The organism is Staphylococcus sp. HMSC36A10, assembly GCF_001838845.1.
GTDB classification, from domain to species: domain Bacteria; phylum Bacillota; class Bacilli; order Staphylococcales; family Staphylococcaceae; genus Staphylococcus; species Staphylococcus aureus.
In genome coordinates this window covers 141,104-162,324 of record NZ_KV839117.1, presented here as the reverse complement: position 1 = coordinate 162,324, position 21,221 = coordinate 141,104, and the positions used below count along the sequence as shown (strand labels likewise).

The window sequence follows — 21,221 nt, the reverse complement described above, 5'->3', positions numbered from 1 at the left end:
TAAAAATATAGTGTCTCTTGGTACAATAACAATACAACTACTAGGGGGCACTTTTTTATGTCAGAATTTAAAACTGGTAAGATTAATAAACATGTTTTATATAGTAATATTTTAAATAGAGATGTCACGTTAAGTATTTATTTACCAGAATCTTATAATCAACTTGTTAAATATAATGTCATTCTTTGCTTTGACGGATTAGATTTTTTACGTTTCGGGAGAATACAACGTACATATGAATCGTTAATCAAAGAAGCGCGTATTGATGATGCGATCATTGTTGGATTCCATTATGAAGACGTTGATAAGCGTAGAGAGGAATTTCATCCACAAGGAAGTCGTTCTCATTTAACTATTCAATCAGTCGGTAAAGAAATATTGCCATTTATTGACTCGACGTTTTCTACACTGAAAGTAGGTAATGCAAGGTTATTAGTAGGGGATAGTTTAGCGGGTAGTATTGCCTTATTAACGGCGTTGACCTATCCAACGATTTTTAGTCGTGTAGCAATGTTAAGTCCACATTCAGATGAAAAAGTATTAGATAAGCTAAATCAATGTGCAAATAAAGAACAATTGACAATTTGGCATGTCATTGGTCTAGATGAAAAAGATTTTACTTTACCAACAAATGGTAAGCGTGCCGATTTCTTAACACCGAATAGAGAATTAGCTGAACAAATTAAGAAATATAATATAACTTATTATTACGATGAATTTGATGGTGGTCACCAATGGAAAGATTGGAAACCATTGCTGTCAGATATATTATTGTATTTTTTAAGTAAAAACACAGATGATCAACTTTATGAATAATTTACATTAGTAGATTTAGTATGAATTGTCTTCATATAGTCTGGTCTATAATATAATTTATAAAAGATTTTACTGTTTAATTTAATTTAAATTTGACGAAATTGCAAAAGATGTATAATGAATTATTTTTAATGTAACGGTTTTCAAAGAAATTTGATATAATAGCAATAGGTTAAACAAAGGAGGAATTCAGATGATTTTAGGATTAGCATTAATTCCATCAAAGTCATTTCAAGAAGCGGTGGATTCTTACCGTAAAAGATATGATAAACAGTATTCACGAATTAAACCACATGTGACAATTAAAGCGCCATTTGAAATTAAAGATGGTGATTTAGATTCTGTCATTGAACAGGTTAGAGCTCGTATTAATGGTATACCAGCAGTAGAAGTTCATGCTACAAAAGCTTCTAGCTTCAAACCAACGAACAATGTGATTTACTTTAAAGTTGCGAAGACGGACGACTTAGAAGAATTGTTTAATCGCTTTAATGGAGAAGATTTCTATGGAGAAGCTGAACATGTTTTTGTGCCACACTTTACAATAGCACAAGGACTATCTAGCCAAGAATTCGAAGATATTTTTGGTCAAGTAGCATTAGCTGGGGTAGACCATAAAGAAATTATCGATGAATTAACTTTGTTACGTTTTGACGATGACGAAGATAAATGGAAAGTTATTGAAACGTTTAAATTAGCTTAAGTAACATAATAGTATTGTTAATCGTAGTATGTTTGAATTAATAAGAAAATGGTCATTTTTATTGAATGTAATAAAAATGACCATTTTCTTTATTTTAAAATACGTTTTAACCTTACTTAGCTTTTTCTCTATTTACTATAAAGTAGCTTCCATAAAATACAGCTAAGACTAAAAAGATTAATGCCGAGAAATAAAATGTATTGTTTAAATTGTTGGTAAATTGTGTAATTAATCCGCCAAATAATGGCCCTATCATTGAGCCGAATCCTTGGATACTATTAAAAACACCCCAAGTTTCTTCTTGTTCATCTGATTTGATAAATCGTGCCATAAAGGTATTCCATGCTGGTAATAAGATGCCATACATTAGACCGATAGCTAAAGCGATAATCCACACGATGTGAATATTAACAATCATAGATAGAGTAAAAATTAATATCATGTATAAAATAAATCCGCTTAGAATAACACCATACATAAAGTTTCTGCTGCGGTTATCTATTAGTTTCGATAAAAATAGCATCGAAACTGCACAGCCGATACCACCAATAATGATTGCAACAGTATATTCAATTGTGCTTACGTTAATAACCTTAGTAGCATATGTTGGTAATATAGGAACTAGGGCAGCAATTGCGGCACCTTGTAAAAGAATACCAGGGAACAACAATAAATGGCGCTTTGTCACATCAACAATTTGTCTCAATTGAGCTTTAACTGGACGAGTATTATAATTTGTTAACTTTACATCGACAAAATAATATAATATCCATGCAATTAAAACGACTAAAGACATCATGAAGGCAAAGCGTGTTGGGTGCACTTTGATAAGTAGATTCATAAAAACCATACCTACCAATAGGCCTAACAACCATGAAAAATAAACATAGCCCATTTGTTTGCCACGTTTATCTTCTTCAACACTGGATAACATAATGACCCAAATAGGACTAACTGCAATACCGAGCATCATAGCACTAAATATGATTACAAAAGGTGATGCTGGAAACCAAATAACTAAAAATAAACTTGTAAATGCTAAAATAAATCCAGTCGTTAAAACGATTTTTGTGCCGAATTTTTTCAGTAAAAATCCTATAACAAAGTTTGTAGATGCATCAGCAATAAAATGTATTGAAAATGCTAGAGACGTTATTGCTACAGCAATGGATGTAACTGTTGGCAAGAAATTAATATAGCTTAGGATATACATGCCTCTCGCAAATTCCATTAAAAATAAGATAATAAGCATTAAAATGAAATTTTTATGATTAGCGTAATTATTTAACGAAGAATCTTGCATATAAAGGAACCTTTCCATAAATCTCTTGTGGTTGTGATGAATGACCGATTAAATCAAGTAAGTCTCGACATATTGTCTGTGTAGCATACTTAATTTTATCTTGTTCCATTGTACTAATCATGTTAGTTAATTGCTCATTACCGTTCGTTAAACTTGCTACAATTTTTATTGCTTCTTCTGGAGTATCAGCGATTTTACCAAAACCTTTTTCTTCAAAGTAAAGGGCATTTTCAAGCTCTTGACCAGGTGCAGGATTTAGGAAAATCATTGGAATACAACGGGCGAAACCTTCAGTTATTGTGATACCACCAGGTTTCGTAATCATAAGTTGACTTGATGCCATCCATTCATTCATGTGTTTGGTATAACCTAGAATCAATACATTCTCGTTAGATTTAAACTTAGCTATTAAAGAACGCTTTAGCTCTTTGCTCTTACCACAAATCATAACTACTTGTGCATTTGCACTTTTCGCTAATATATCAGTAATCATCGTGTCAAAACCTTTAGATACACCAAATGCACCAGCTGACATTAAAATAGTTTGCTTATCTGGATCTAAGTTGTTGTCTATTAACCACTGCTTTTGATTAATAGGCGTTTCAAATTTGTTATCAATAGGAATACCTGTCACTTTAACTGTTGAAGGATCAATACCTACGTCTATGAAGTCTTGTTTCGTTTCTTTTGTTGCCACATAATATCTTGTTGAATACGGCGTAATCCAGTTTTTATGTAAGCGATAGTCTGTCATCACTGTAGCAACTGGAATATTAATGTTAAATTGCTCAGTTAGTACCGACATAACTGGTGTAGGAAACGTTAATAATATTAAATCTGGCTTTTCTTTTATCAATAAATTAATTAACTTATTAAGTCCATAGTATTTGTAAAAACATTTGTCTAGTTTATCTGGGCGGCTGTAATAAAACCCTTTGTACATATTTCTAAAATATTTAAAGCTATTGATATACCATTTTTTACAAATAGAAGTCAAAATTGGATGAGCTTCCATAAATAAATCGTGCTCAATGACGCTTAAATGGTCTAGATTCATATCATTAAGTTGATTAACGATACTCTGTGTAACTTGCATATGACCGTTACCGAATGAGCCAGTAATAATCAATATCTTTTTATTTTGAGTAACCATTAATAGCCACCCTCCGTTAGTTTGAAAATTTTATTTAAGTGTAACTTATTTTACGGCATTATAAAAGAAATAAAGACGCAAAGTCGTTACATTTATAGCAATTTTAATCAATAGATGAATTGATACAAAATAAAACGTTATTTTATAAAGCAATTTATTGTTCTATGTTTTATTTGTATATTTAAAATTATCCAGTATACAATTATAGCATATTTTTGGAAACAATTATGATATTATACCAAGTTACAAGATGGTTTTAATAATTTAAGATGAGCCATAATTGTAAAACTAATTCATAATACCGTATGTTTTATTTTTAATAGTAGAAATTAGAAAATGCTGATTAGTAGGATATAACAGTGAAATTATAAATTTATTAACATCAACAAAACGTGTATAATAAACATATTGTAGAAAAAGGAGCGGTTCAGTTTGGATGCAAGTACGTTGTTTAAGAAAGTAAAAGTAAAGCGTGTATTGGGTTCTTTAGAACAACAAATAGATGATATCACTACTGATTCACGTACAGCGAGAGAAGGTAGCATTTTTGTCGCTTCAGTTGGATATACTGTAGACAGTCATAAGTTCTGTCAAAATGTAGCTGATCAAGGGTGTAAGTTGGTAGTGGTCAATAAAGAACAATCATTACCAGCTAACGTAACACAAGTGGTTGTGCCGGACACATTAAGAGTAGCTAGTATTCTAGCACACACATTATATGATTATCCGAGTCATCAGTTAGTGACATTTGGTGTAACGGGTACAAATGGTAAAACTTCTATTGCGACGATGATTCATTTAATTCAAAGAAAGTTACAAAAAAATAGTGCATATTTAGGAACTAATGGTTTCCAAATTAATGAAACAAAGACAAAAGGTGCAAATACGACACCAGAAACAGTTTCTTTAACTAAGAAAATTAAAGAAGCAGTTGATGCAGGCGCTGAATCTATGACATTAGAAGTATCAAGCCATGGCTTAGTATTAGGACGACTGCGAGGCGTTGAATTTGACGTTGCAATATTTTCAAATTTAACACAAGACCATTTAGATTTTCATGGCACAATGGAAGCATACGGACACGCGAAGTCTTTATTGTTTAGTCAATTAGGTGAAGATTTGTCGAAAGAAAAGTATGTCGTGTTAAACAATGACGATTCATTTTCTGAGTATTTAAGAACAGTGACGCCTTATGAAGTATTTAGTTATGGAATTGATGAGGAAGCCCAATTTATGGCTAAAAATATTCAAGAATCTTTACAAGGTGTCAGCTTTGATTTTGTAACGCCTTTTGGAACTTACCCAGTAAAGTCGCCTTATGTTGGTAAGTTTAATATTTCTAATATTATGGCGGCAATGATTGCGGTGTGGAGTAAAGGTACATCTTTAGAAACGATTATTAAAGCTGTTGAAAATTTAGAACCTGTTGAAGGGCGATTAGAAGTTTTAGATCCTTCGTTACCTATTGATTTAATTATCGATTATGCACATACAGCTGATGGTATGAACAAATTAATCGATGCAGTACAGCCTTTTGTAAAGCAAAAGTTGATATTTTTAGTTGGTATGGCAGGCGAACGTGATTTAACTAAAACGCCTGAAATGGGGCGAGTTGCCTGTCGTGCAGATTATGTCATTTTCACACCGGATAATCCGGCAAATGATGACCCGAAAATGTTAACGGCAGAATTAGCCAAAGGTGCAACACATCAAAACTATATTGAATTTGATGATCGTGCAGAAGGGATAAAACATGCAATTGACATAGCTGAGCCTGGGGATACTGTCGTTTTAGCATCAAAAGGAAGAGAACCATATCAAATCATGCCAGGGCATATTAAGGTGCCACATCGAGATGATTTAATTGGCCTTGAAGCAGCTTACAAAAAGTTCGGTGGTGGCCCTGTTGATCAATAAAAGATTTATTGATGAAGGTAAAACTATTGATGTTTATTTATTCGAAGCATTAAATAACCAGATAATCATTGCTATACCAGATTGGTTTTGGTCATATCAGATGGCAATGACATTAGATGAAGAAACTTGTTTTGAAGCAATACTCATGCAATTGTTTGTTTTTAAAGAAGAGGAAGAGGCAGAATCGATTGCATCACAACTAACAGATTGGATAGAAACATATAAAAAGGAGAAAGACTAATGAACTTAAAGCAAGAAGTTGAGTCTAGAAAGACTTTTGCGATTATTTCACATCCCGATGCAGGGAAAACAACGTTAACTGAAAAACTATTGTACTTCAGTGGTGCTATTCGTGAAGCGGGTACAGTTAAAGGGAAGAAGACTGGTAAATTTGCGACAAGTGACTGGATGAAAGTTGAACAAGAGCGTGGTATTTCTGTAACTAGTTCAGTAATGCAATTTGATTACGATGATTATAAAATCAATATCTTAGATACACCAGGACATGAAGACTTTTCAGAAGATACGTATAGAACATTAATGGCAGTTGACAGTGCTGTCATGGTCATAGACTGTGCAAAAGGTATTGAACCACAAACATTGAAGTTATTTAAAGTTTGTAAAATGCGTGGTATTCCAATCTTTACATTCATTAATAAATTAGACCGAGTAGGTAAAGAACCATTTGAATTATTAGATGAAATCGAAGAGACATTAAATATTGAAACATACCCTATGAATTGGCCAATTGGTATGGGACAAAGTTTCTTTGGCATCATTGATAGAAAGTCTAAAACAATTGAACCATTTAGAGATGAAGAAAATATATTACATTTGAATGATGATTTTGAGTTGGAAGAAGATCATGCAATTACAAATGATAGTGCTTTTGAACAAGCGATTGAAGAATTAATGTTGGTTGAAGAAGCGGGTGAAGCCTTTGATAATGACGCGCTGTTGAGTGGAGACTTAACACCTGTATTTTTCGGTTCAGCTTTAGCTAACTTTGGTGTACAAAATTTCTTAAATGCATATGTTGATTTTGCGCCAATGCCAAATGCGAGACAAACAAAAGAAGACGTTGAAGTAAGCCCGTTTGATGATTCATTTTCAGGATTTATCTTTAAAATTCAAGCCAACATGGACCCTAAACACCGTGATAGAATTGCCTTTATGCGTGTCGTTAGTGGTGCATTTGAACGTGGTATGGATGTTACTTTGCAACGTACTAATAAAAAGCAAAAGATCACACGTTCAACGTCATTTATGGCAGACGATAAAGAAACTGTGAATCATGCTGTAGCAGGCGATATCATTGGACTATATGATACTGGTAATTATCAAATTGGAGATACTTTAGTTGGTGGAAAACAAACCTACAGTTTCCAAGATTTACCACAATTTACGCCAGAAATTTTTATGAAAGTTTCTGCTAAAAACGTCATGAAACAGAAGCATTTCCATAAAGGTATTGAACAATTAGTACAAGAAGGTGCGATTCAATACTATAAAACATTACACACAAACCAAATTATTTTAGGTGCTGTTGGTCAGTTACAATTTGAAGTTTTCGAACATAGAATGAAAAATGAATATAATGTTGATGTTGTTATGGAGCCAGTAGGCCGTAAAATTGCACGTTGGATTGAAAATGAAGACCAAATTACAGATAAGATGAACACATCAAGATCGATTTTAGTGAAAGATAGATATGACGATTTAGTATTCTTATTTGAAAATGAATTTGCAACAAGATGGTTTGAAGAGAAATTCCCTGAAATTAAATTGTATAGTTTACTTTAACAGCTCAATTGTATAATCGAATTTGTTACATTAAAAATAATTGTTTCGTTGAAGAAAAATAAATTGTATATTTTAAAAGAAAAAGGTATACTATGATGTATCAAATGAATAACCTATGGCATTTTGTCAGAGGGGAGTAACTTAAGAATCATGACCGTATAAATGATTCGACACTTTATCGTCATTACGAAGATATCTTCCGGTAAAGTGGGCAATTTAAATTGCTTAGTGAGACCTTTGCTATTTATTTAGCATAGGTCTTTTTGTTTGTACTTAACTTATTTATTTAAAGGAGTTGTACATGTTAATGGATCCAAGTTTGATCTTACCTTATTTATGGGTACTTGTCGTTTTAGTATTTTTAGAAGGCTTATTAGCAGCAGATAACGCGATTGTTATGGCTGTAATGGTTAAGCACTTACCACCCGAACAGCGTAAAAAAGCTTTGTTTTACGGTTTGTTAGGTGCATTTGTATTTAGATTTTTAGCATTATTCTTAATTAGTATTATCGCGAACTTTTGGTTTATTCAAGCTGCAGGAGCGGTTTACTTAATTTATATGTCAATCAAAAATCTGTGGCAGTTCTTTAAACACCCAGAAATTGAAAGTCCTGAAGCTGGAGATGATCATCATTATGATGAATCTGGTGAAGAGATTAAAGCAAGTAACAAATCATTCTGGGGAACTGTGTTGAAAATAGAATTTGCAGATATCGCATTTGCCATTGATTCTATGCTTGCTGCTTTAGCTATTGCTGTAACACTTCCTAAAGTTGGTATTCACTTTGGTGGTATGGACTTAGGTCAGTTCGTAGTCATGTTCCTAGGTGGAATGATTGGTGTTATTCTAATGCGTTATGCAGCAACATGGTTTGTAGAGCTATTAAACAAATATCCAGGACTTGAAGGTGCAGCCTTCGCAATCGTTGGTTGGGTAGGTGTTAAATTAGTTGTCATGGTATTAGCGCACCCAGACATCGCTGTATTGCCTGAGCACTTCCCACATGGCGTATTATGGCAATCTATTTTCTGGACAGTACTAATTGGATTAGTAATTATCGGTTGGTTAGGTTCAGTTGTTAAAAATAAAAAATCGCATAAATAATTGATGTGAAGCGGACAATCTTAATTTAGTTTAAGGTTGTCCTTTTTCATTTAATTGAGTGATTTATGAAAAATGGATTTTGAAGAATGTGAATCAAAAGATGCGATATAGTATTAAGAATATGTGCCTTTTATATTTAGCATTTTTTCAATAGAAATTATATAGATTTTAAAGCAAATTAAGTGTTAATGTGTCATAATGATAAGTGATTTTATTGAATGGAGTGGACATTAGTGGATATTGGTAAAAAACATGTAATTCCTAAAAGTCAGTACCGACGTAAGCGTCGTGAATTCTTCCACAACGAAGACAGAGAAGAAAATTTAAATCAACATCAAGATAAACAAAATATAGATAATACAACATCAAAAAAAGCAGATAAGCAAATACATAAAGATTCAATTGATAAGCACGAACGTTTTAAAAATAGTTTATCATCGCATTTAGAACAGAGAAACCGTGATGTTAATGAGAATAAAGCTGAAGAAAGTAAAAGTAAACAGGATAGTAAGTCAGCATATAACAGAGATCATTATTTAACAGACGATGTATCTAAAAAACAAAATTCATTAGATTCAGTGGACCAAGATACAGAGAAATCAAAATATTATGAGCAAAATTCTGAAGCGACTTTATCAACTAAATCAACCGATAAAGTAGAATCAACTGAAATGAGAAAGCTAAGTTCAGATAAAAACAAAGTTGGTCATGAAGAGCAACATGTACTTTCTAAACCTTCAGAACATGATAAAGAGACTAGAATTGATTCTGAGTCTTCAAGAACTGATTCAGACAGCTCGATGCAGACAGAGAAAATAAAAAAAGACAGTTCAGATGGAAATAAAAGTAGTAATCTGAAATCTGAAGTAATATCAGACAAATCAAATACAGTACCAAAATTGTCGGAATCTGATGATGAAGTAAATAATCAGAAGCCATTAACTTTACCGGAAGAACAGAAATTGAAAAGACAGCAAAGTCAAAATGAGCAAACAAAAACCTATACATATGGTGATAGCGAACAAAATGACAAGTCTAATCATGAAAATGATTTAAGTCATCATACACCATCGATAAGTGATGATAAAGATAACGTTATGAGAGAAAATCATATTGTTGACGATAATCCTGATAATGATATCAATGCACCATCATTATCAAAAACAGATGACGATCGAAAACTTGATGAAAAAATTCATGTTGAAGATAAACATAAACAAAATGCAGACTCGTCTGAAACGGTGGGATATCAAAGTCAGTCAACTGCATCTCATCGTAGCACTGAAAAAAGAAATATTTCTATTAATGACCATGATAAATTAAACGGTCAAAAAACAAATACAAAGACATCGGCAAATAATAATCAAAAAAAGGCTACATCAAAATTGAACAAAGGGCGCGCTACGAATAATAATTATAGTGACATTTTGAAAAAGTTTTGGATGATGTATTGGCCTAAATTAGTTATTCTAATGGGTATTATTATTCTAATTGTTATTTTGAATGCCATTTTTAATAATGTGAACAAAAATGATCGCATGAATGATAATAATGATGCAAATGCTCAAAAATATACGACAACGATGAAAAATGCCAATAACACAGTTAAATCGGTCGTTACAGTTGAAAATGAAACATCAAAAGATTCATCATTACCTAAAGATAAAGCATCTCAAGACGAAGTAGGATCAGGTGTTGTATATAAAAAATCTGGAGATACGTTATATATTGTTACGAATGCACACGTTGTCGGTGATAAAGAAAATCAAAAAATAACTTTCTCGAATAATAAAAGTGTTGTTGGGAAAGTGCTTGGTAAAGATAAATGGTCAGATTTAGCTGTTGTTAAAGCAACTTCTTCAGACAGTTCAGTGAAAGAGATAGCTATTGGAGATTCAAATAATTTAGTGTTAGGAGAGCCAATATTAGTCGTAGGTAATCCACTTGGTGTAGACTTTAAAGGCACTGTAACAGAAGGTATTATTTCAGGTCTGAACAGAAATGTTCCTATTGATTTCGATAAAGATAATAAATATGATATGTTGATGAAAGCTTTCCAAATTGATGCATCAGTAAATCCAGGTAACTCGGGTGGTGCTGTCGTCAATAGAGAAGGAAAATTAATAGGTGTAGTTGCAGCTAAAATTAGTATGCCAAACGTTGAAAATATGTCATTTGCAATACCTGTTAATGAAGTACAAAAGATTGTAAAAGATTTAGAAACAAAAGGTAAAATTGACTATCCCGATGTAGGTGTTAAAATGAAGAATATTGCCAGTCTAAATAGTTTTGAAAGACAAGCAGTTAAATTGCCAGGAAAAGTTAAGAATGGTGTTGTTGTAGATCAAGTTGACAACAATGGTTTAGCAGATCAATCTGGTCTGAAAAAAGGTGATGTAATTACTGAATTAGATGGCAAACTTTTAGAAGATGATTTACGCTTTAGACAGATTATATTTAGTCATAAAGATGACTTGAAATCAATTACAGCGAAGATTTATAGAGATGGTAAAGAGAAAGAAATTAATATTAAACTAAAATAATGTTGAGGTGAACAACGTGTCAATTTTTAGCCAGTTTTTAAAAAGATCAAGCCCTCAACAAGGTATTGTATTGTACTATATCGTCGCAATTGTCATTGCATTTTTATTATTAAACTTACCGTATGTTCATAAACCAGGTGTAGAAGTAAATCCAATTGACACATTATTTGTTGCCGTATCCGGAATTAGTGTTACTGGATTGTCTCCGATAAGTATTGTCGATACCTATTCTACATTTGGACAATTAATTATCCTCGTGATATTAAATATTGGTGGAATTGGCGTCATGGCAATTGGTACGATGTTATGGGTGGTACTAGGTAAACATATTGGAATTAGAGAACGTCAGTTAATTATGTTAGATAATAACAAAAACACAATGAGTGGTACCGTCAAATTGATTATTGATATTGTAAAATCAATATTTGTAATCGAACTCGTAGGAGCCATGTTATTAGCATTTTACTTTTATCGAGATAATCCAGATTTAAAATATGCAATCATGCAAGGTGTTTTTGTTTCTATTTCTGCCACTACCAATGGTGGATTAGATATTACAGGTAAGTCATTAATTCCTTATGCACATGATTATTTTGTACAAGCGATAGTTATATTTTTAATAATTTTAGGATCAATCGGCTTCCCAGTATTATTAGAAGTTAAAGCTTATATTCAAAATAGGGTTACTAATTTTAGATTTTCATTATTTACTAAAATTACGACATCAACATATTTATTCCTATTTATTGTTGGGGTATTAGCCATTCTATTATTTGAACATAACCATGCGTTCAAAGGATTAAGTTGGCATCAATCGTTATTCTATTCGCTGTTTCAATCAGCGACTACAAGAAGTGCGGGTCTTCAAACAATTGATGTGACAACACTAAGTGACCCCACTAATATTATCATGGGTATTTTAATGTTTATAGGATCTTCGCCAAGTTCGGTTGGTGGCGGTATTCGTACAACAACTTTCGCTATTTTAATTTTGTTTTTAATTAACTTTAGTAATAATGCCGATAAAACATCCATTAAAGTTTACAATAGAGAAGTACACATTATGGATATTCAACGTTCATTTGCAGTATTTACAATGGCGACAATTTTAACATTTTTAGGAATGCTAATTATATCAGCTACTGAAAATGGTAAGCTTACATTTTTACAAGTATTTTTTGAAGTCATGTCTGCATTTGGAACTTGTGGACTATCGCTTGGTGTCACAAGTGATATTAGTGATATTTCTAAGGTCGTACTAATGGTACTCATGTTTATAGGACGTGTTGGCTTAATATCATTTATCATTATGATAGCAGGACGTCGAGAACCAGATAAATTCCATTATCCAAAAGAACGTATTCAAATAGGATAATATAATAGCAATCTAAGTTTAGTTAATGTAGATTTTAACTGGAACTTAGATTGCTTTTTTAGTTTGTATTTTTAACTTATTTTATAAGACGATTGGTTTTGAAAATGGTAAACTAGTAACAATGAGAGGTGTAACATGATGGAAAAAAATGAAAACATTAATGTAGAGATTTTAACTACGTCAGATATGCATAGTCATTTCTTAAATGGTGATTATGGTTCAAATATTTATAGAGCTGGTACTTATGTTAACCAAGTAAGAGCACAAAATCATCGCGTCATTTTATTAGATAGTGGCGGAAGTTTAGCTGGCTCGTTAGCGGCCTATTATTATGCTATTGTTGCACCTTATAAACGACATCCAATGATAAAGTTAATGAACAGAATGCATTATGATGCTAGCGGTGTGAGTCCAAGTGAATTCAAGTTTGGTTTATCATTTTTAACTCGTTCAATTGCTTTGGCACGTTTTCCATGGTTATCAGCAAATATTGAATACAATGTTACTAAGGAGCCTTATTTTTCAACTCCATATTGTATTAAACATTTTGGTGACTTAAAAATTGCTATCGTAGGCGTCACAGCAGATGGTTTAATGGAAAATGAGTATTCTGAAATGGAGCAAGATGTATCTATTGAAAAGACATTAGTGGCATCAAAACGTTGGATTAGATATATCCATGAAGTTGAAGAGCCAGATTTTTTGATTGTAATTTATCATGGTGGATTGAATAAAATTAGTAATAGTACGAAAAATAAAAAGGCAAGTTCGAATGAAGCTGAAAAATTAATGGAAGAACTCGGTGTTATAGATTTAATGATTACAGCTCATCAGCATCAAACAATAGTAGGTCAAGATCATGAAACGTATTATGTTCAGGCTGGTCAAGATGCAAAAGAGCTTGTACATCTTTCGATTAATTTTAAAAAGAGAACAACAACTTATGATGTTGAAAGCATTGATTCTAAAGTGATTGACTTAAATGAGTATGAAGAGGATCAAGAATTATTAGATTTAACATTCTATGATAGAAAAGCAGTAGCTTATTGGTCACAGGAAATCATAAGTGATAAAGGTTTGATGTTATCAGTAAATGGGTTACAAGATTTAGTCTGTCAAACACATCCATTTTCGCAATTATTACATGATGCAATTCACCTTGCATTTGATAATGATATAACATGTGTCCACGTGCCTATGAACGGAGAGAAGGGGTTGAGTGGACAGATTCGAAATGAAGATTTGTATCATGCATACCCATATCCAGATAAGCCAATGGATATGACAATTAGTGGTCAAAATATCAAAGATATATTGGAGTATAGTTATTCACATTTAGATTTTGTTAACGAGCAATTAAGCTTAACAATTATTGATGAAACGTTATGTACAATGTGGCAAGGATTCAATTATGAGATTGATATGAATCAAGAACCTGGGCAACGAGTAATGTTAGATCAAATTGATTTGACTAAGAGTTATAGAGTTACAATGACTGACTATTGTTATCGTAACTACAAGAATTATTTAAAAAATGCTATTATACATGAATCATACGATGAAACAATGAGTACATTAATTGCAGAGAAGTTAAGAGATCCGAATTATCGTATTTCATGTAGGGATAATTTTGTAGTTAAAAACAGGTAAATATTGCTATGTAATAAATTAATTAAAAGTTCAACAAGTATAAAAACCTTTCTTAGAGAAGATTATCTAGGAAAGGTTTTTAGAATTTTAAAATTTATATATAAGAACAGCGAAATACTCATTCATTATATATAAGTAAACAAAAAAGCTTAAATGGTATATACCATTTAAGCAAGTAACGGAAACGGAGGGATTCGAACCCTCGCGCCGCTTTCGCGACCTACACCCTTAGCAGGGGCGCCTCTTCAGCCAACTTGAGTACGTTTCCAATGGCTCCACAGGTAGGACTCGAACCTACGACCGATCGGTTAACAGCCGATAGCTCTACCACTGAGCTACTGTGGATTAATTTGTATGTGTTTGAATATCAAGCACAAATATTATTATAACAAGATTAAGTTAATTTGCAATAGATACCTTAAAAAAATATGCAGAACATTTACACTATATTTATAAAACATTCCGCATATTTTAAAAATAAACAATTTATTTATCTTCAAATAAAGAATAGCGTGTCAATGCTTCAAACACATTCAATGTGGCTTTATTATAATCTATTGGTTGGTCGGGATTTTTTGATATCATGCGAGATTGTTTATCTACCATGTAATAGTAAAAAATGGAATTGCTATATTGATGCCATAAACTGTGGTATGAAACATGAAGAATGATTGATTCATTATTAATAAATGTCACTTTACATTTACGATTTTTTAATTCTTTAATACTTTCGATATAATGCATATTTAACCAAATATTTTCATTTTGTCTGTCAGAATGTGTTGGGAAAAAATAAGTTGGAAATAATGGTGTTAGTAAAATAGGTGGTTTACTAGAAATGCCAGTAATGCGGTTTGTCTCTGCTTTCTTGCCAAGATAAGTATTACCATAAAATTTGCAAGAGCGTTCAATGATTTTCTGGACTTTAAAAGGATTTTGAATACGCGTTTTGTCAAACCGAATTATTTCACTACCATTTCTTTGATCGTCATCATCAAATGCTGGTCGAATAACCATGTCTCCTTTGCGTATCACATAAATATTTTGAGAATACATAAGCAAAACCTCGCTTTATTAAGTTTTAAACCATTAATATAAAAATACAATTAATGATATAGAGATATTTTATAATAAAATTCTGAGTTGTCAAGTTATTATTTTGGTGAAAATGTACAATATTTTTTAACTAATAGTCAGAATATTCATTGATTTCAAAATTAGAAAAATGTATACTTATTATAAATTAAAGAAAGGTAGTGGTTTCTATGAAATACAATACTAATGTCAAACATACAACTTTAGAAGCGTTTGTCACAACCGTCAATGATTTGGGTATTGAATTAATTATCAATGAAGCACTTCGAGAGGTAAGAAAACGACAGCTCATAGAACTTATAGATGACGCACTCGTCAATAAAGATGAAGCAGCATTTAATCAATATACGGCAGAATACAAAAATTTGGAGGCATTTCTCGGTGAATAACATTGATTCGAATTCCATAACGCAATCATAAAAGGACTATTCTTAACATCTCATACATGTAAGAATAGTCCTTTAATCGTTTATGACATTAATCTAATTAATTCATGTCTATCTATGTCACCGAAATAATGATATAAATCATATTCTGATAGTGCTTCTTCTATGTGCTCAAAGTCGTGTAGACAGCCAACTAATCCATTTTCAAGATCAGTGACATCTCCGACACCAAAGAAATCACCGAAAATTTTTGCATGTTCGATTTTACCTCGTTTAACATCAAACTTAATTTGTACAAATCCTTTTTCAAATTTTTCCTCGCGTTCAAAGTTATATTTAGGGTTTCTTCCATAATTCCATTCCCAAGTTCTATATTTGTCGTTACTTAACTTTTCAATATTTTTCCAATCTTCATCCGTTAATTTATATTCTTCTACTTCAGTTTCTCCAAAGATAGTTTTCAAGATGATTTTTTTAAATTCTTCAATTTCTAAAGGGGCATTTAAAAATTCTTGAATGTTTGCTACTCGTTTACGAACTGATTTAATACCTTTTGATTTAATCTTAGCTGGATTAACTTTTAGTGCATTCTGAACTTCGTCTAAATCACTATTTAACATCAACGTACCATGACTAAACATTCTATTTTTAACTTTAACCATGGCATTCCCTGAGATTTTCGCTTGTCCAACTTGAATATCGTTACGACCAGTTAATTCAGCATTTACGCCTAAAGATTGTAATGCTTGAACAATTGGTTCAGTGAATTTTTGGAAATTGTGGAAACTGTTACCATCATCATCTGTTATAAAACTAAAGTTTAAATTGCCAGTATCATGATAAACAGCGCCACCACCAGAAATTCTTCTAACTACATCGATGTTGTGAGCATCGATATATGTCTGATTTACTTCCTCAATCGTATTTTGATTCTTTCCAACAATGATAGATGGTCTATTTATGTAAAATAAAAAGTAACTTTCTTCTGCTGGTAAATTTTTTAAAACATATTCTTCCATTGCTAAGTTTAAAGTTGGATCTGTAATATTATTATTACTAATGAATTTCATTACAATCTCTCCCTTATATCTATATATATTCTCTACTTATTTATGCCTTAACTTTGCTCAAAATGCCAATTATATACTCACAAATCATTCTAAATATCGGCTTAAAGTTACATTTTATTATTTTTGATTGTTAATAGTTTATTTGTTAAGTGAATTTTAGTACAATATAATTTAGTTATGATTTAAGGAGGACTTAAAATGACTGTTGCAGAAGTGGGTAACATTGTTGAGTTTATGGATGGATTAAGAGGTCGTGTTGAAAAAATCAACGATAACTCTGTTATTGTTGACTTAACAATTATGGAAAATTTTAATGACCTTGATTTACCGGAAAAAACTGTTATCAATCATAAACGATATAAGATTGTTGAATAAGAAGGTAAGTTATAATGAATAAAATCTCGAAGGCTTTAACTTGGTTTATTATAAGTTTCATTATATTTCATCTCATATTATTTATTATGTGGGGCGAACACCAAGAATACTGGTATTTATATACAGGTATAATGCTAATTGCTGGTATCAGTTATGTATTTTATCAAAGAGATATTGAATCTAAGCGGTTGCTTACATCAATTGGTGTTGGTATTATTACGGCAATTATTTTAATTATGCTTCAACTTTTATTCTCACTTATAACTTCTAATTTAAGTTATAGTTCATTAATTAAAGAATTAGCAAGAACAGGTGTCAATTGGAAGTGGCAAATGTTAGTAACTTTACTTTTTGTCATTCCATGTCACGAGTTATATATGAGAACTGTTTTACAAAAAGAATTAACACATTTTTCAATACCGAAATGGGTAGCTATATTAATAACTGCAATTTGTTCTAGTTCATTATTTATTTATTTAGATAATTGGTGGATAGTAACATTTATATTTGTTGCACAAGTGATATTATCATTAAGTTATGAGTATACTCGACGTATAGCAACAACATCCGTTGCACAAATTGTAGCTATTATATTGTTATTAATTTTTAATGCTTAAATAAGCTTTTCTTAGACGTATGTGTTCTAAGAAAAGCTTTTTTGCTTAAGAATAGCAATACGAAGATTCGAGGCATGCTTCATTATAGTGGTAATATTTTTTAACAGCAAGCGGTTATTATTGAGATTAGGTTTTAGTCAGTTTTTATTACTAAATATTTTATAAAAATGGTATAATATTTTTTTGAGCAAGTTGAATTGATGGTGGCTATCTGAGTAAAGGGGGGTGGTGCCTATGGCATTACTTAACACTTTTGAAAGGAAAAGCCTATTGTGATATCTATTGCAAACGCATTACATTTAATGTTAAGTTTCGGTATGTTTATCGTCACTTTCATTGGTATAGTAGTAGCAATAATAAATTTAAGCAATAAAAAATAACCATCATTTCAAAACTTTGACATAGAATGATGGTTAAAGAAAATCTCATTTAGTCACCGTCTTTTTAACGGGCTCATTAGGCGACATGTTCCTGCATGTCGTCTTTTTACATTTTTATAGTAACATATCTTTTATTTAATTGTCTATTTTTATTAGATGTGTAACAAAATTTTGAAGTATTTTCCGTATATTGCCTGCTAAACATGTCAGATTTGAAAGGAAAATCATACTGTGGTAGAAATCAATTATGATTATATGGTAGTACTTATAAATAAGTGATTTCTATTGAATATGTAATGAAGTTCATATATTAATATAACTTTCATTGATATAGAAGTCGCAATGATTAATTTAAACAATATAAAACAACCATCATTTCCAAACTTTGACAAAGAATAATGGTTAAAGCAAATCTCATTTAGTCACCGTCTATTTAACGGGTTCAATAGGCGACATGTTCCTGCATATCGTCTATTTATGCACTGCGCAATTTAATAATAATACAATTATACTTTGATGTCCATTTAACATGAAGTAGTTGAAATTTGCAGCGAATAAATTAACCTTGACTATTTTCAGAAAATTCTGTATAAATAACGAAAAAGAGATATGGATTAAATATGAAGAGGTGTTTTTATAGAAGAACAAAATTTTTGGCGCTATATTATATTTATCTTTAGCACTTGGATTATCAACAGCAACTTATGCATCTACAGAATACGCAGAAGGAGGCACTTGGAGTCACGGTGTCGGCAGTAAGTATGTTTGGTCATATTATTATCATGGTCATAAAGGTCATGGTGCAACAGCTATTGGAAAATATAGATCATTTAGTGGTTATACAAGAGCTGGTGTAAAAGCAAAAGCATCAGCTACTAAACATAATTGCTGGGTCAATAGAGCGTATTATAACATTTATTAAATACTAAAAAATCATAGAAAATAAACAACGCAAGAGGTACAACATGAAATGGTTCAAATTAATACTTGATGTTACAATCTTCATTCTGATTGCTATATTGTTATTTGTTTATACATATAAAGAAAACGAAGAAATATTGCCTGATACTAAATACCCTATAGCGGTAACTGACTGGAATAAAAAATATAGTAAAAATGAGATTTATAAACGTATAGATCAATTCGCTAAAAATGAGAACGTAGCAATCTATAAATCAACTTCAAATTATACAAACAAAAACGTAGATAAAGATATATATGTATTTAATAAATCAAAAGCAACAACTATCACTCCTTTTAATGCTAAATATAACATTCATTATTTAAGTGATGACGAATTATTAAAAAAAGATATCAAAGGGAGTTATTTTGTAAAAGACAAAAATTTTGACGTATCTAAATTCATAAATTTTTTAAAAGAATATGGTGTTACTGCTGAATCATACAAAATAGATCATATGATGATTGCCGTTGGTGTCATTAAACAAATGAATATAGAAGTTCCGTTATCCGCACTTTTAATCGTTTATTTTATTTATTATATTTTCGAAAAGAACATTAATTTCAAAGCGTATGCGATTAAGTATTTAAATGGTTTTACATTAAGAAAAATAATTTTTGAAAATTTTTCAAAAAAATGCACGTATTGGGTAACGTTAATCATAAGTCAAATTCTTTTAACTACAAGTGTACTTTGGATATTAAATTACACGGGTAATTTAGATTTATTCATATTAAGATTAGTTCTGCTTTCATGTCTTTTCATTTTAACGATTAGTGTTATTAATTTATGGACTTTCTTAATGTTACTAAATTTAAATATTGCCAATATGATTAAAGGTAAGCAGCACTTTAAAACAATTCGTTTTATTAATACAGTTTGTAAAAGTATTCTCTTAGTACTAATAGCTAGTGTAATGATAGAAAATACTAGTGTTATTAAAGATTTGAATAAAATAAAGGAAACTGAGAAATATTGGAATGTATTAGATGATTATTACACGATTGAATTTGCACCTTATCACGAAACGAAACAAAGTTTGATTGATAATATGCTGCGATCAGAACAATTAGTAAAGGCTAGTGAAGCAGAAAATAATGCGATTTTATTCAAACCAAAGGGTGACTCCGTAGACAATGACAACTTTTCGCCTGATGAGGGGAATGTAATATTAGTAAATAATCAGTTCTGGTCGATTTATTACAAGCAGTTTCAACCTGATATTCCGATAAAAAATCAAAAAAATAATGTCGAAGTAATTATTCCACAAAAGTTTCATGCAATGCGTAATGAAATCAATCAAGCATATCATTCATGGTTTGAATTTGTACAAAATAAAAATAATAAAGAGAATAAGTTATCTATACAGTTTATCAACAAAAATGATTATCGAATTTTTACATTTGATGCACGAGATAGTCGCCATTTGTCATTTATAGAGGCGCCAATCATTGTGAATGTTCAGGCATCAGATTTATCGAATGATTTTTATTATGCCATGATCAGTCAAGGCGGGTATTTATTCAAAAATTATGACGCGCTAGTAAAAAATATTGAAAAGTATCATCTTGATGGGGAAATCAGTGGAATAACCAATTATAAAGATAGCGTGATGGAAATGTATCATGAAAACAATTTGAAATTAACAGTACTCAACTTTTCACAAATCATTATCGCAATCATTTTAATAATTATTATTTTATTTGATGTGAAATATTATTTTGAACAACATCGAAAATTACTCGTAATCAAAAAGCTATATGGTTATTCAACATTAAGAGCTAATTACCAATACTTATTAATAAATAATATAGTAGTTGTTTTTATTGGAATATTGACGAATGTAATTTTACATTCTCAGTATATAATGATGATATTTGCAACGATTATTGTCGTTCAAATATTATTGCAGATTTGCAGCCTATACTATCATGGCCGACGTTTTAATGAAGTTATCAAGGAGTTTTAA

Annotated in this window: 20 protein-coding genes, 2 tRNA genes and 1 riboswitch; of the genes, 16 read left to right on the top strand and 6 right to left on the bottom strand. The window is 31.2% G+C overall.

From position 1 onward, the window contains the following. Positions 1 to 57 precede the first annotated feature (57 nt). Entirely contained in the window at positions 58 to 816 is a 759-nt protein-coding gene (locus HMPREF3247_RS08510; protein ID WP_001288681.1) for an esterase family protein, read from the top strand. Between the two features lie 193 nt (positions 817 to 1,009). After that, a complete protein-coding gene (locus HMPREF3247_RS08505) occupies positions 1,010 to 1,519 on the top strand; it encodes a YjcG family protein (protein ID WP_000600392.1) in 510 nt (169 codons plus the stop codon). 112 nt (positions 1,520 to 1,631) lie between these two features. On the opposite strand, the gene ltaA is transcribed toward HMPREF3247_RS08505, so the two are convergent. Beyond that, the gene (gene ltaA, locus HMPREF3247_RS08500; protein ID WP_001154225.1) at positions 1,632 to 2,822 is read right to left on the bottom strand and encodes a lipoteichoic acid biosynthesis MFS flippase LtaA; all 1,191 of its coding nucleotides are present in this window, start codon (positions 2,820 to 2,822) and stop codon (positions 1,632 to 1,634) included. After that, positions 2,800 to 3,975 carry a diglucosyl diacylglycerol synthase gene (locus HMPREF3247_RS08495; RefSeq protein ID WP_000258645.1) on the bottom strand — a complete coding sequence of 392 codons (1,176 nt, stop codon included), beginning with the start codon at positions 3,973 to 3,975 and terminating at the stop codon, positions 2,800 to 2,802. The genes ltaA and HMPREF3247_RS08495 overlap by 23 nt, the downstream gene beginning before the upstream one ends. 432 nt (positions 3,976 to 4,407) lie before the next feature. Here HMPREF3247_RS08495 and HMPREF3247_RS08490 point away from each other — a divergent pair, with 432 nt between their 5' ends. The 7 genes from HMPREF3247_RS08490 to HMPREF3247_RS08460 all read left to right on the top strand — a co-directional run bounded on the left by HMPREF3247_RS08490 (position 4,408) and on the right by HMPREF3247_RS08460 (position 14,368). Then, the gene (locus tag HMPREF3247_RS08490) at positions 4,408 to 5,892 is read left to right on the top strand and encodes a UDP-N-acetylmuramoyl-L-alanyl-D-glutamate--L-lysine ligase (RefSeq protein WP_000340119.1); all 1,485 of its coding nucleotides are present in this window, start codon (positions 4,408 to 4,410) and stop codon (positions 5,890 to 5,892) included. Then, positions 5,882 to 6,133, top strand: a complete 252-nt coding sequence (locus HMPREF3247_RS08485) for a YueH family protein (protein WP_000608862.1) — start codon at positions 5,882 to 5,884, stop codon at positions 6,131 to 6,133. Before HMPREF3247_RS08490 ends, HMPREF3247_RS08485 begins: the two co-directional genes overlap by 11 nt. After that, complete coding sequence (locus HMPREF3247_RS08480; RefSeq protein WP_001049951.1) at positions 6,133 to 7,695, top strand: peptide chain release factor 3; 1,563 nt, start codon at positions 6,133 to 6,135, stop codon at positions 7,693 to 7,695. The genes HMPREF3247_RS08485 and HMPREF3247_RS08480 overlap by 1 nt, the downstream gene beginning before the upstream one ends. A 119-nt stretch (positions 7,696 to 7,814) precedes the next feature. Next, positions 7,815 to 7,921: riboswitch (yybP-ykoY riboswitch) on the top strand. Between the two features lie 75 nt (positions 7,922 to 7,996). Next, positions 7,997 to 8,800 (top strand): TerC family protein, encoded by an 804-nt coding sequence (locus HMPREF3247_RS08475; protein ID WP_000928413.1) that lies wholly within the window; start codon positions 7,997 to 7,999, stop codon positions 8,798 to 8,800. Between the two features lie 218 nt (positions 8,801 to 9,018). Then, positions 9,019 to 11,343 carry a S1C family serine protease gene (locus HMPREF3247_RS08470; protein ID WP_072467399.1) on the top strand — a complete coding sequence of 775 codons (2,325 nt, stop codon included), beginning with the start codon at positions 9,019 to 9,021 and terminating at the stop codon, positions 11,341 to 11,343. 16 nt (positions 11,344 to 11,359) lie between these two features. Continuing rightward, on the top strand, positions 11,360 to 12,718 hold the full coding sequence (locus tag HMPREF3247_RS08465; RefSeq protein ID WP_000021865.1) for a TrkH family potassium uptake protein: 1,359 nt from the start codon (positions 11,360 to 11,362) through the stop codon (positions 12,716 to 12,718). A 138-nt stretch (positions 12,719 to 12,856) separates the two neighbouring features. Further along, positions 12,857 to 14,368 carry a bifunctional metallophosphatase/5'-nucleotidase gene (locus HMPREF3247_RS08460; protein WP_031866180.1) on the top strand — a complete coding sequence of 504 codons (1,512 nt, stop codon included), beginning with the start codon at positions 12,857 to 12,859 and terminating at the stop codon, positions 14,366 to 14,368. Positions 14,369 to 14,547: 179 nt separating this feature from the next. Here the strand turns inward: HMPREF3247_RS08460 and HMPREF3247_RS08455 are convergent. The 3 genes from HMPREF3247_RS08455 to HMPREF3247_RS08445 form a co-directional block, all read right to left on the bottom strand. Continuing rightward, positions 14,548 to 14,636 (bottom strand) — tRNA-Ser (locus tag HMPREF3247_RS08455). A gap of 2 nt (positions 14,637 to 14,638) precedes the next feature. Continuing rightward, a tRNA-Asn gene (locus tag HMPREF3247_RS08450) sits at positions 14,639 to 14,713 on the bottom strand. Between the two features lie 141 nt (positions 14,714 to 14,854). Continuing rightward, positions 14,855 to 15,424 (bottom strand): competence protein ComK, encoded by a 570-nt coding sequence (locus HMPREF3247_RS08445; protein WP_064130007.1) that lies wholly within the window; start codon positions 15,422 to 15,424, stop codon positions 14,855 to 14,857. Between the two features lie 209 nt (positions 15,425 to 15,633). Between HMPREF3247_RS08445 and HMPREF3247_RS08440 the strand changes: the two genes are divergently transcribed. After that, positions 15,634 to 15,852: an IDEAL domain-containing protein gene (locus tag HMPREF3247_RS08440; RefSeq protein ID WP_000876826.1), complete on the top strand. Its 219-nt coding sequence runs from the start codon at positions 15,634 to 15,636 to the stop codon at positions 15,850 to 15,852. 80 nt (positions 15,853 to 15,932) lie between these two features. Here the strand turns inward: HMPREF3247_RS08440 and HMPREF3247_RS08435 are convergent, their stop codons facing one another. After that, entirely contained in the window at positions 15,933 to 16,919 is a 987-nt protein-coding gene (locus tag HMPREF3247_RS08435; protein ID WP_000668815.1) for a lipoate--protein ligase, read from the bottom strand. Between the two features lie 198 nt (positions 16,920 to 17,117). Here HMPREF3247_RS08435 and HMPREF3247_RS08430 point away from each other — a divergent pair, with 198 nt between their 5' ends. From HMPREF3247_RS08430 to HMPREF3247_RS08410, 6 genes are all read left to right on the top strand, one after another. Beyond that, complete coding sequence (locus tag HMPREF3247_RS08430; RefSeq protein ID WP_000214898.1) at positions 17,118 to 17,294, top strand: YkvS family protein; 177 nt, start codon at positions 17,118 to 17,120, stop codon at positions 17,292 to 17,294. 14 nt (positions 17,295 to 17,308) lie between these two features. Continuing rightward, a complete protein-coding gene (locus tag HMPREF3247_RS08425; RefSeq protein WP_001033867.1) occupies positions 17,309 to 17,911 on the top strand; it encodes a CPBP family glutamic-type intramembrane protease in 603 nt (200 codons plus the stop codon). A 302-nt stretch (positions 17,912 to 18,213) separates the two neighbouring features. Beyond that, positions 18,214 to 18,291 (top strand): putative holin-like toxin, encoded by a 78-nt coding sequence (locus HMPREF3247_RS15145; RefSeq protein ID WP_099112139.1) that lies wholly within the window; start codon positions 18,214 to 18,216, stop codon positions 18,289 to 18,291. Between the two features lie 538 nt (positions 18,292 to 18,829). Further along, the gene (locus tag HMPREF3247_RS08415; RefSeq protein ID WP_001790623.1) at positions 18,830 to 18,931 is read left to right on the top strand and encodes a hypothetical protein; all 102 of its coding nucleotides are present in this window, start codon (positions 18,830 to 18,832) and stop codon (positions 18,929 to 18,931) included. A 9-nt stretch (positions 18,932 to 18,940) separates the two neighbouring features. Then, on the top strand, positions 18,941 to 19,213 hold the full coding sequence (locus HMPREF3247_RS14435; RefSeq protein WP_072470685.1) for a lactococcin 972 family bacteriocin: 273 nt from the start codon (positions 18,941 to 18,943) through the stop codon (positions 19,211 to 19,213). A gap of 43 nt (positions 19,214 to 19,256) precedes the next feature. Continuing rightward, positions 19,257 to 21,221, top strand: coding sequence for a bacteriocin-associated integral membrane family protein (locus HMPREF3247_RS08410; protein ID WP_000870808.1), 1,965 nt, complete (start codon positions 19,257 to 19,259; stop codon positions 21,219 to 21,221).

What these genes read in the sequence shown, in the direction of transcription:
- HMPREF3247_RS08510 (WP_001288681.1), top strand. Translation starts at nt 58, where the DNA reads ATGTCAGAATTTAAAACTGGTAAGATTAATAAACATGTTTTATATAGT.
- HMPREF3247_RS08505 (WP_000600392.1), top strand. Translation starts at nt 1,010, where the DNA reads ATGATTTTAGGATTAGCATTAATTCCATCAAAGTCATTTCAAGAAGCG.
- ltaA (WP_001154225.1), bottom strand. Translation starts at nt 2,822, where the DNA reads ATGCAAGATTCTTCGTTAAATAATTACGCTAATCATAAAAATTTCATT.
- HMPREF3247_RS08495 (WP_000258645.1), bottom strand. Translation starts at nt 3,975, where the DNA reads ATGGTTACTCAAAATAAAAAGATATTGATTATTACTGGCTCATTCGGT.
- HMPREF3247_RS08480 (WP_001049951.1), top strand. Translation starts at nt 6,133, where the DNA reads ATGAACTTAAAGCAAGAAGTTGAGTCTAGAAAGACTTTTGCGATTATT.
- HMPREF3247_RS08475 (WP_000928413.1), top strand. Translation starts at nt 7,997, where the DNA reads ATGTTAATGGATCCAAGTTTGATCTTACCTTATTTATGGGTACTTGTC.
- HMPREF3247_RS08470 (WP_072467399.1), top strand. Translation starts at nt 9,019, where the DNA reads ATGGAGTGGACATTAGTGGATATTGGTAAAAAACATGTAATTCCTAAA.
- HMPREF3247_RS08460 (WP_031866180.1), top strand. Translation starts at nt 12,857, where the DNA reads ATGGAAAAAAATGAAAACATTAATGTAGAGATTTTAACTACGTCAGAT.
- HMPREF3247_RS08445 (WP_064130007.1), bottom strand. Translation starts at nt 15,424, where the DNA reads ATGTATTCTCAAAATATTTATGTGATACGCAAAGGAGACATGGTTATT.
- HMPREF3247_RS08440 (WP_000876826.1), top strand. Translation starts at nt 15,634, where the DNA reads ATGAAATACAATACTAATGTCAAACATACAACTTTAGAAGCGTTTGTC.
- HMPREF3247_RS08435 (WP_000668815.1), bottom strand. Translation starts at nt 16,919, where the DNA reads ATGAAATTCATTAGTAATAATAATATTACAGATCCAACTTTAAACTTA.
- HMPREF3247_RS08430 (WP_000214898.1), top strand. Translation starts at nt 17,118, where the DNA reads ATGACTGTTGCAGAAGTGGGTAACATTGTTGAGTTTATGGATGGATTA.
- HMPREF3247_RS08425 (WP_001033867.1), top strand. Translation starts at nt 17,309, where the DNA reads ATGAATAAAATCTCGAAGGCTTTAACTTGGTTTATTATAAGTTTCATT.
- HMPREF3247_RS15145 (WP_099112139.1), top strand. Translation starts at nt 18,214, where the DNA reads ATGTTAAGTTTCGGTATGTTTATCGTCACTTTCATTGGTATAGTAGTA.
- HMPREF3247_RS08410 (WP_000870808.1), top strand. Translation starts at nt 19,257, where the DNA reads ATGAAATGGTTCAAATTAATACTTGATGTTACAATCTTCATTCTGATT.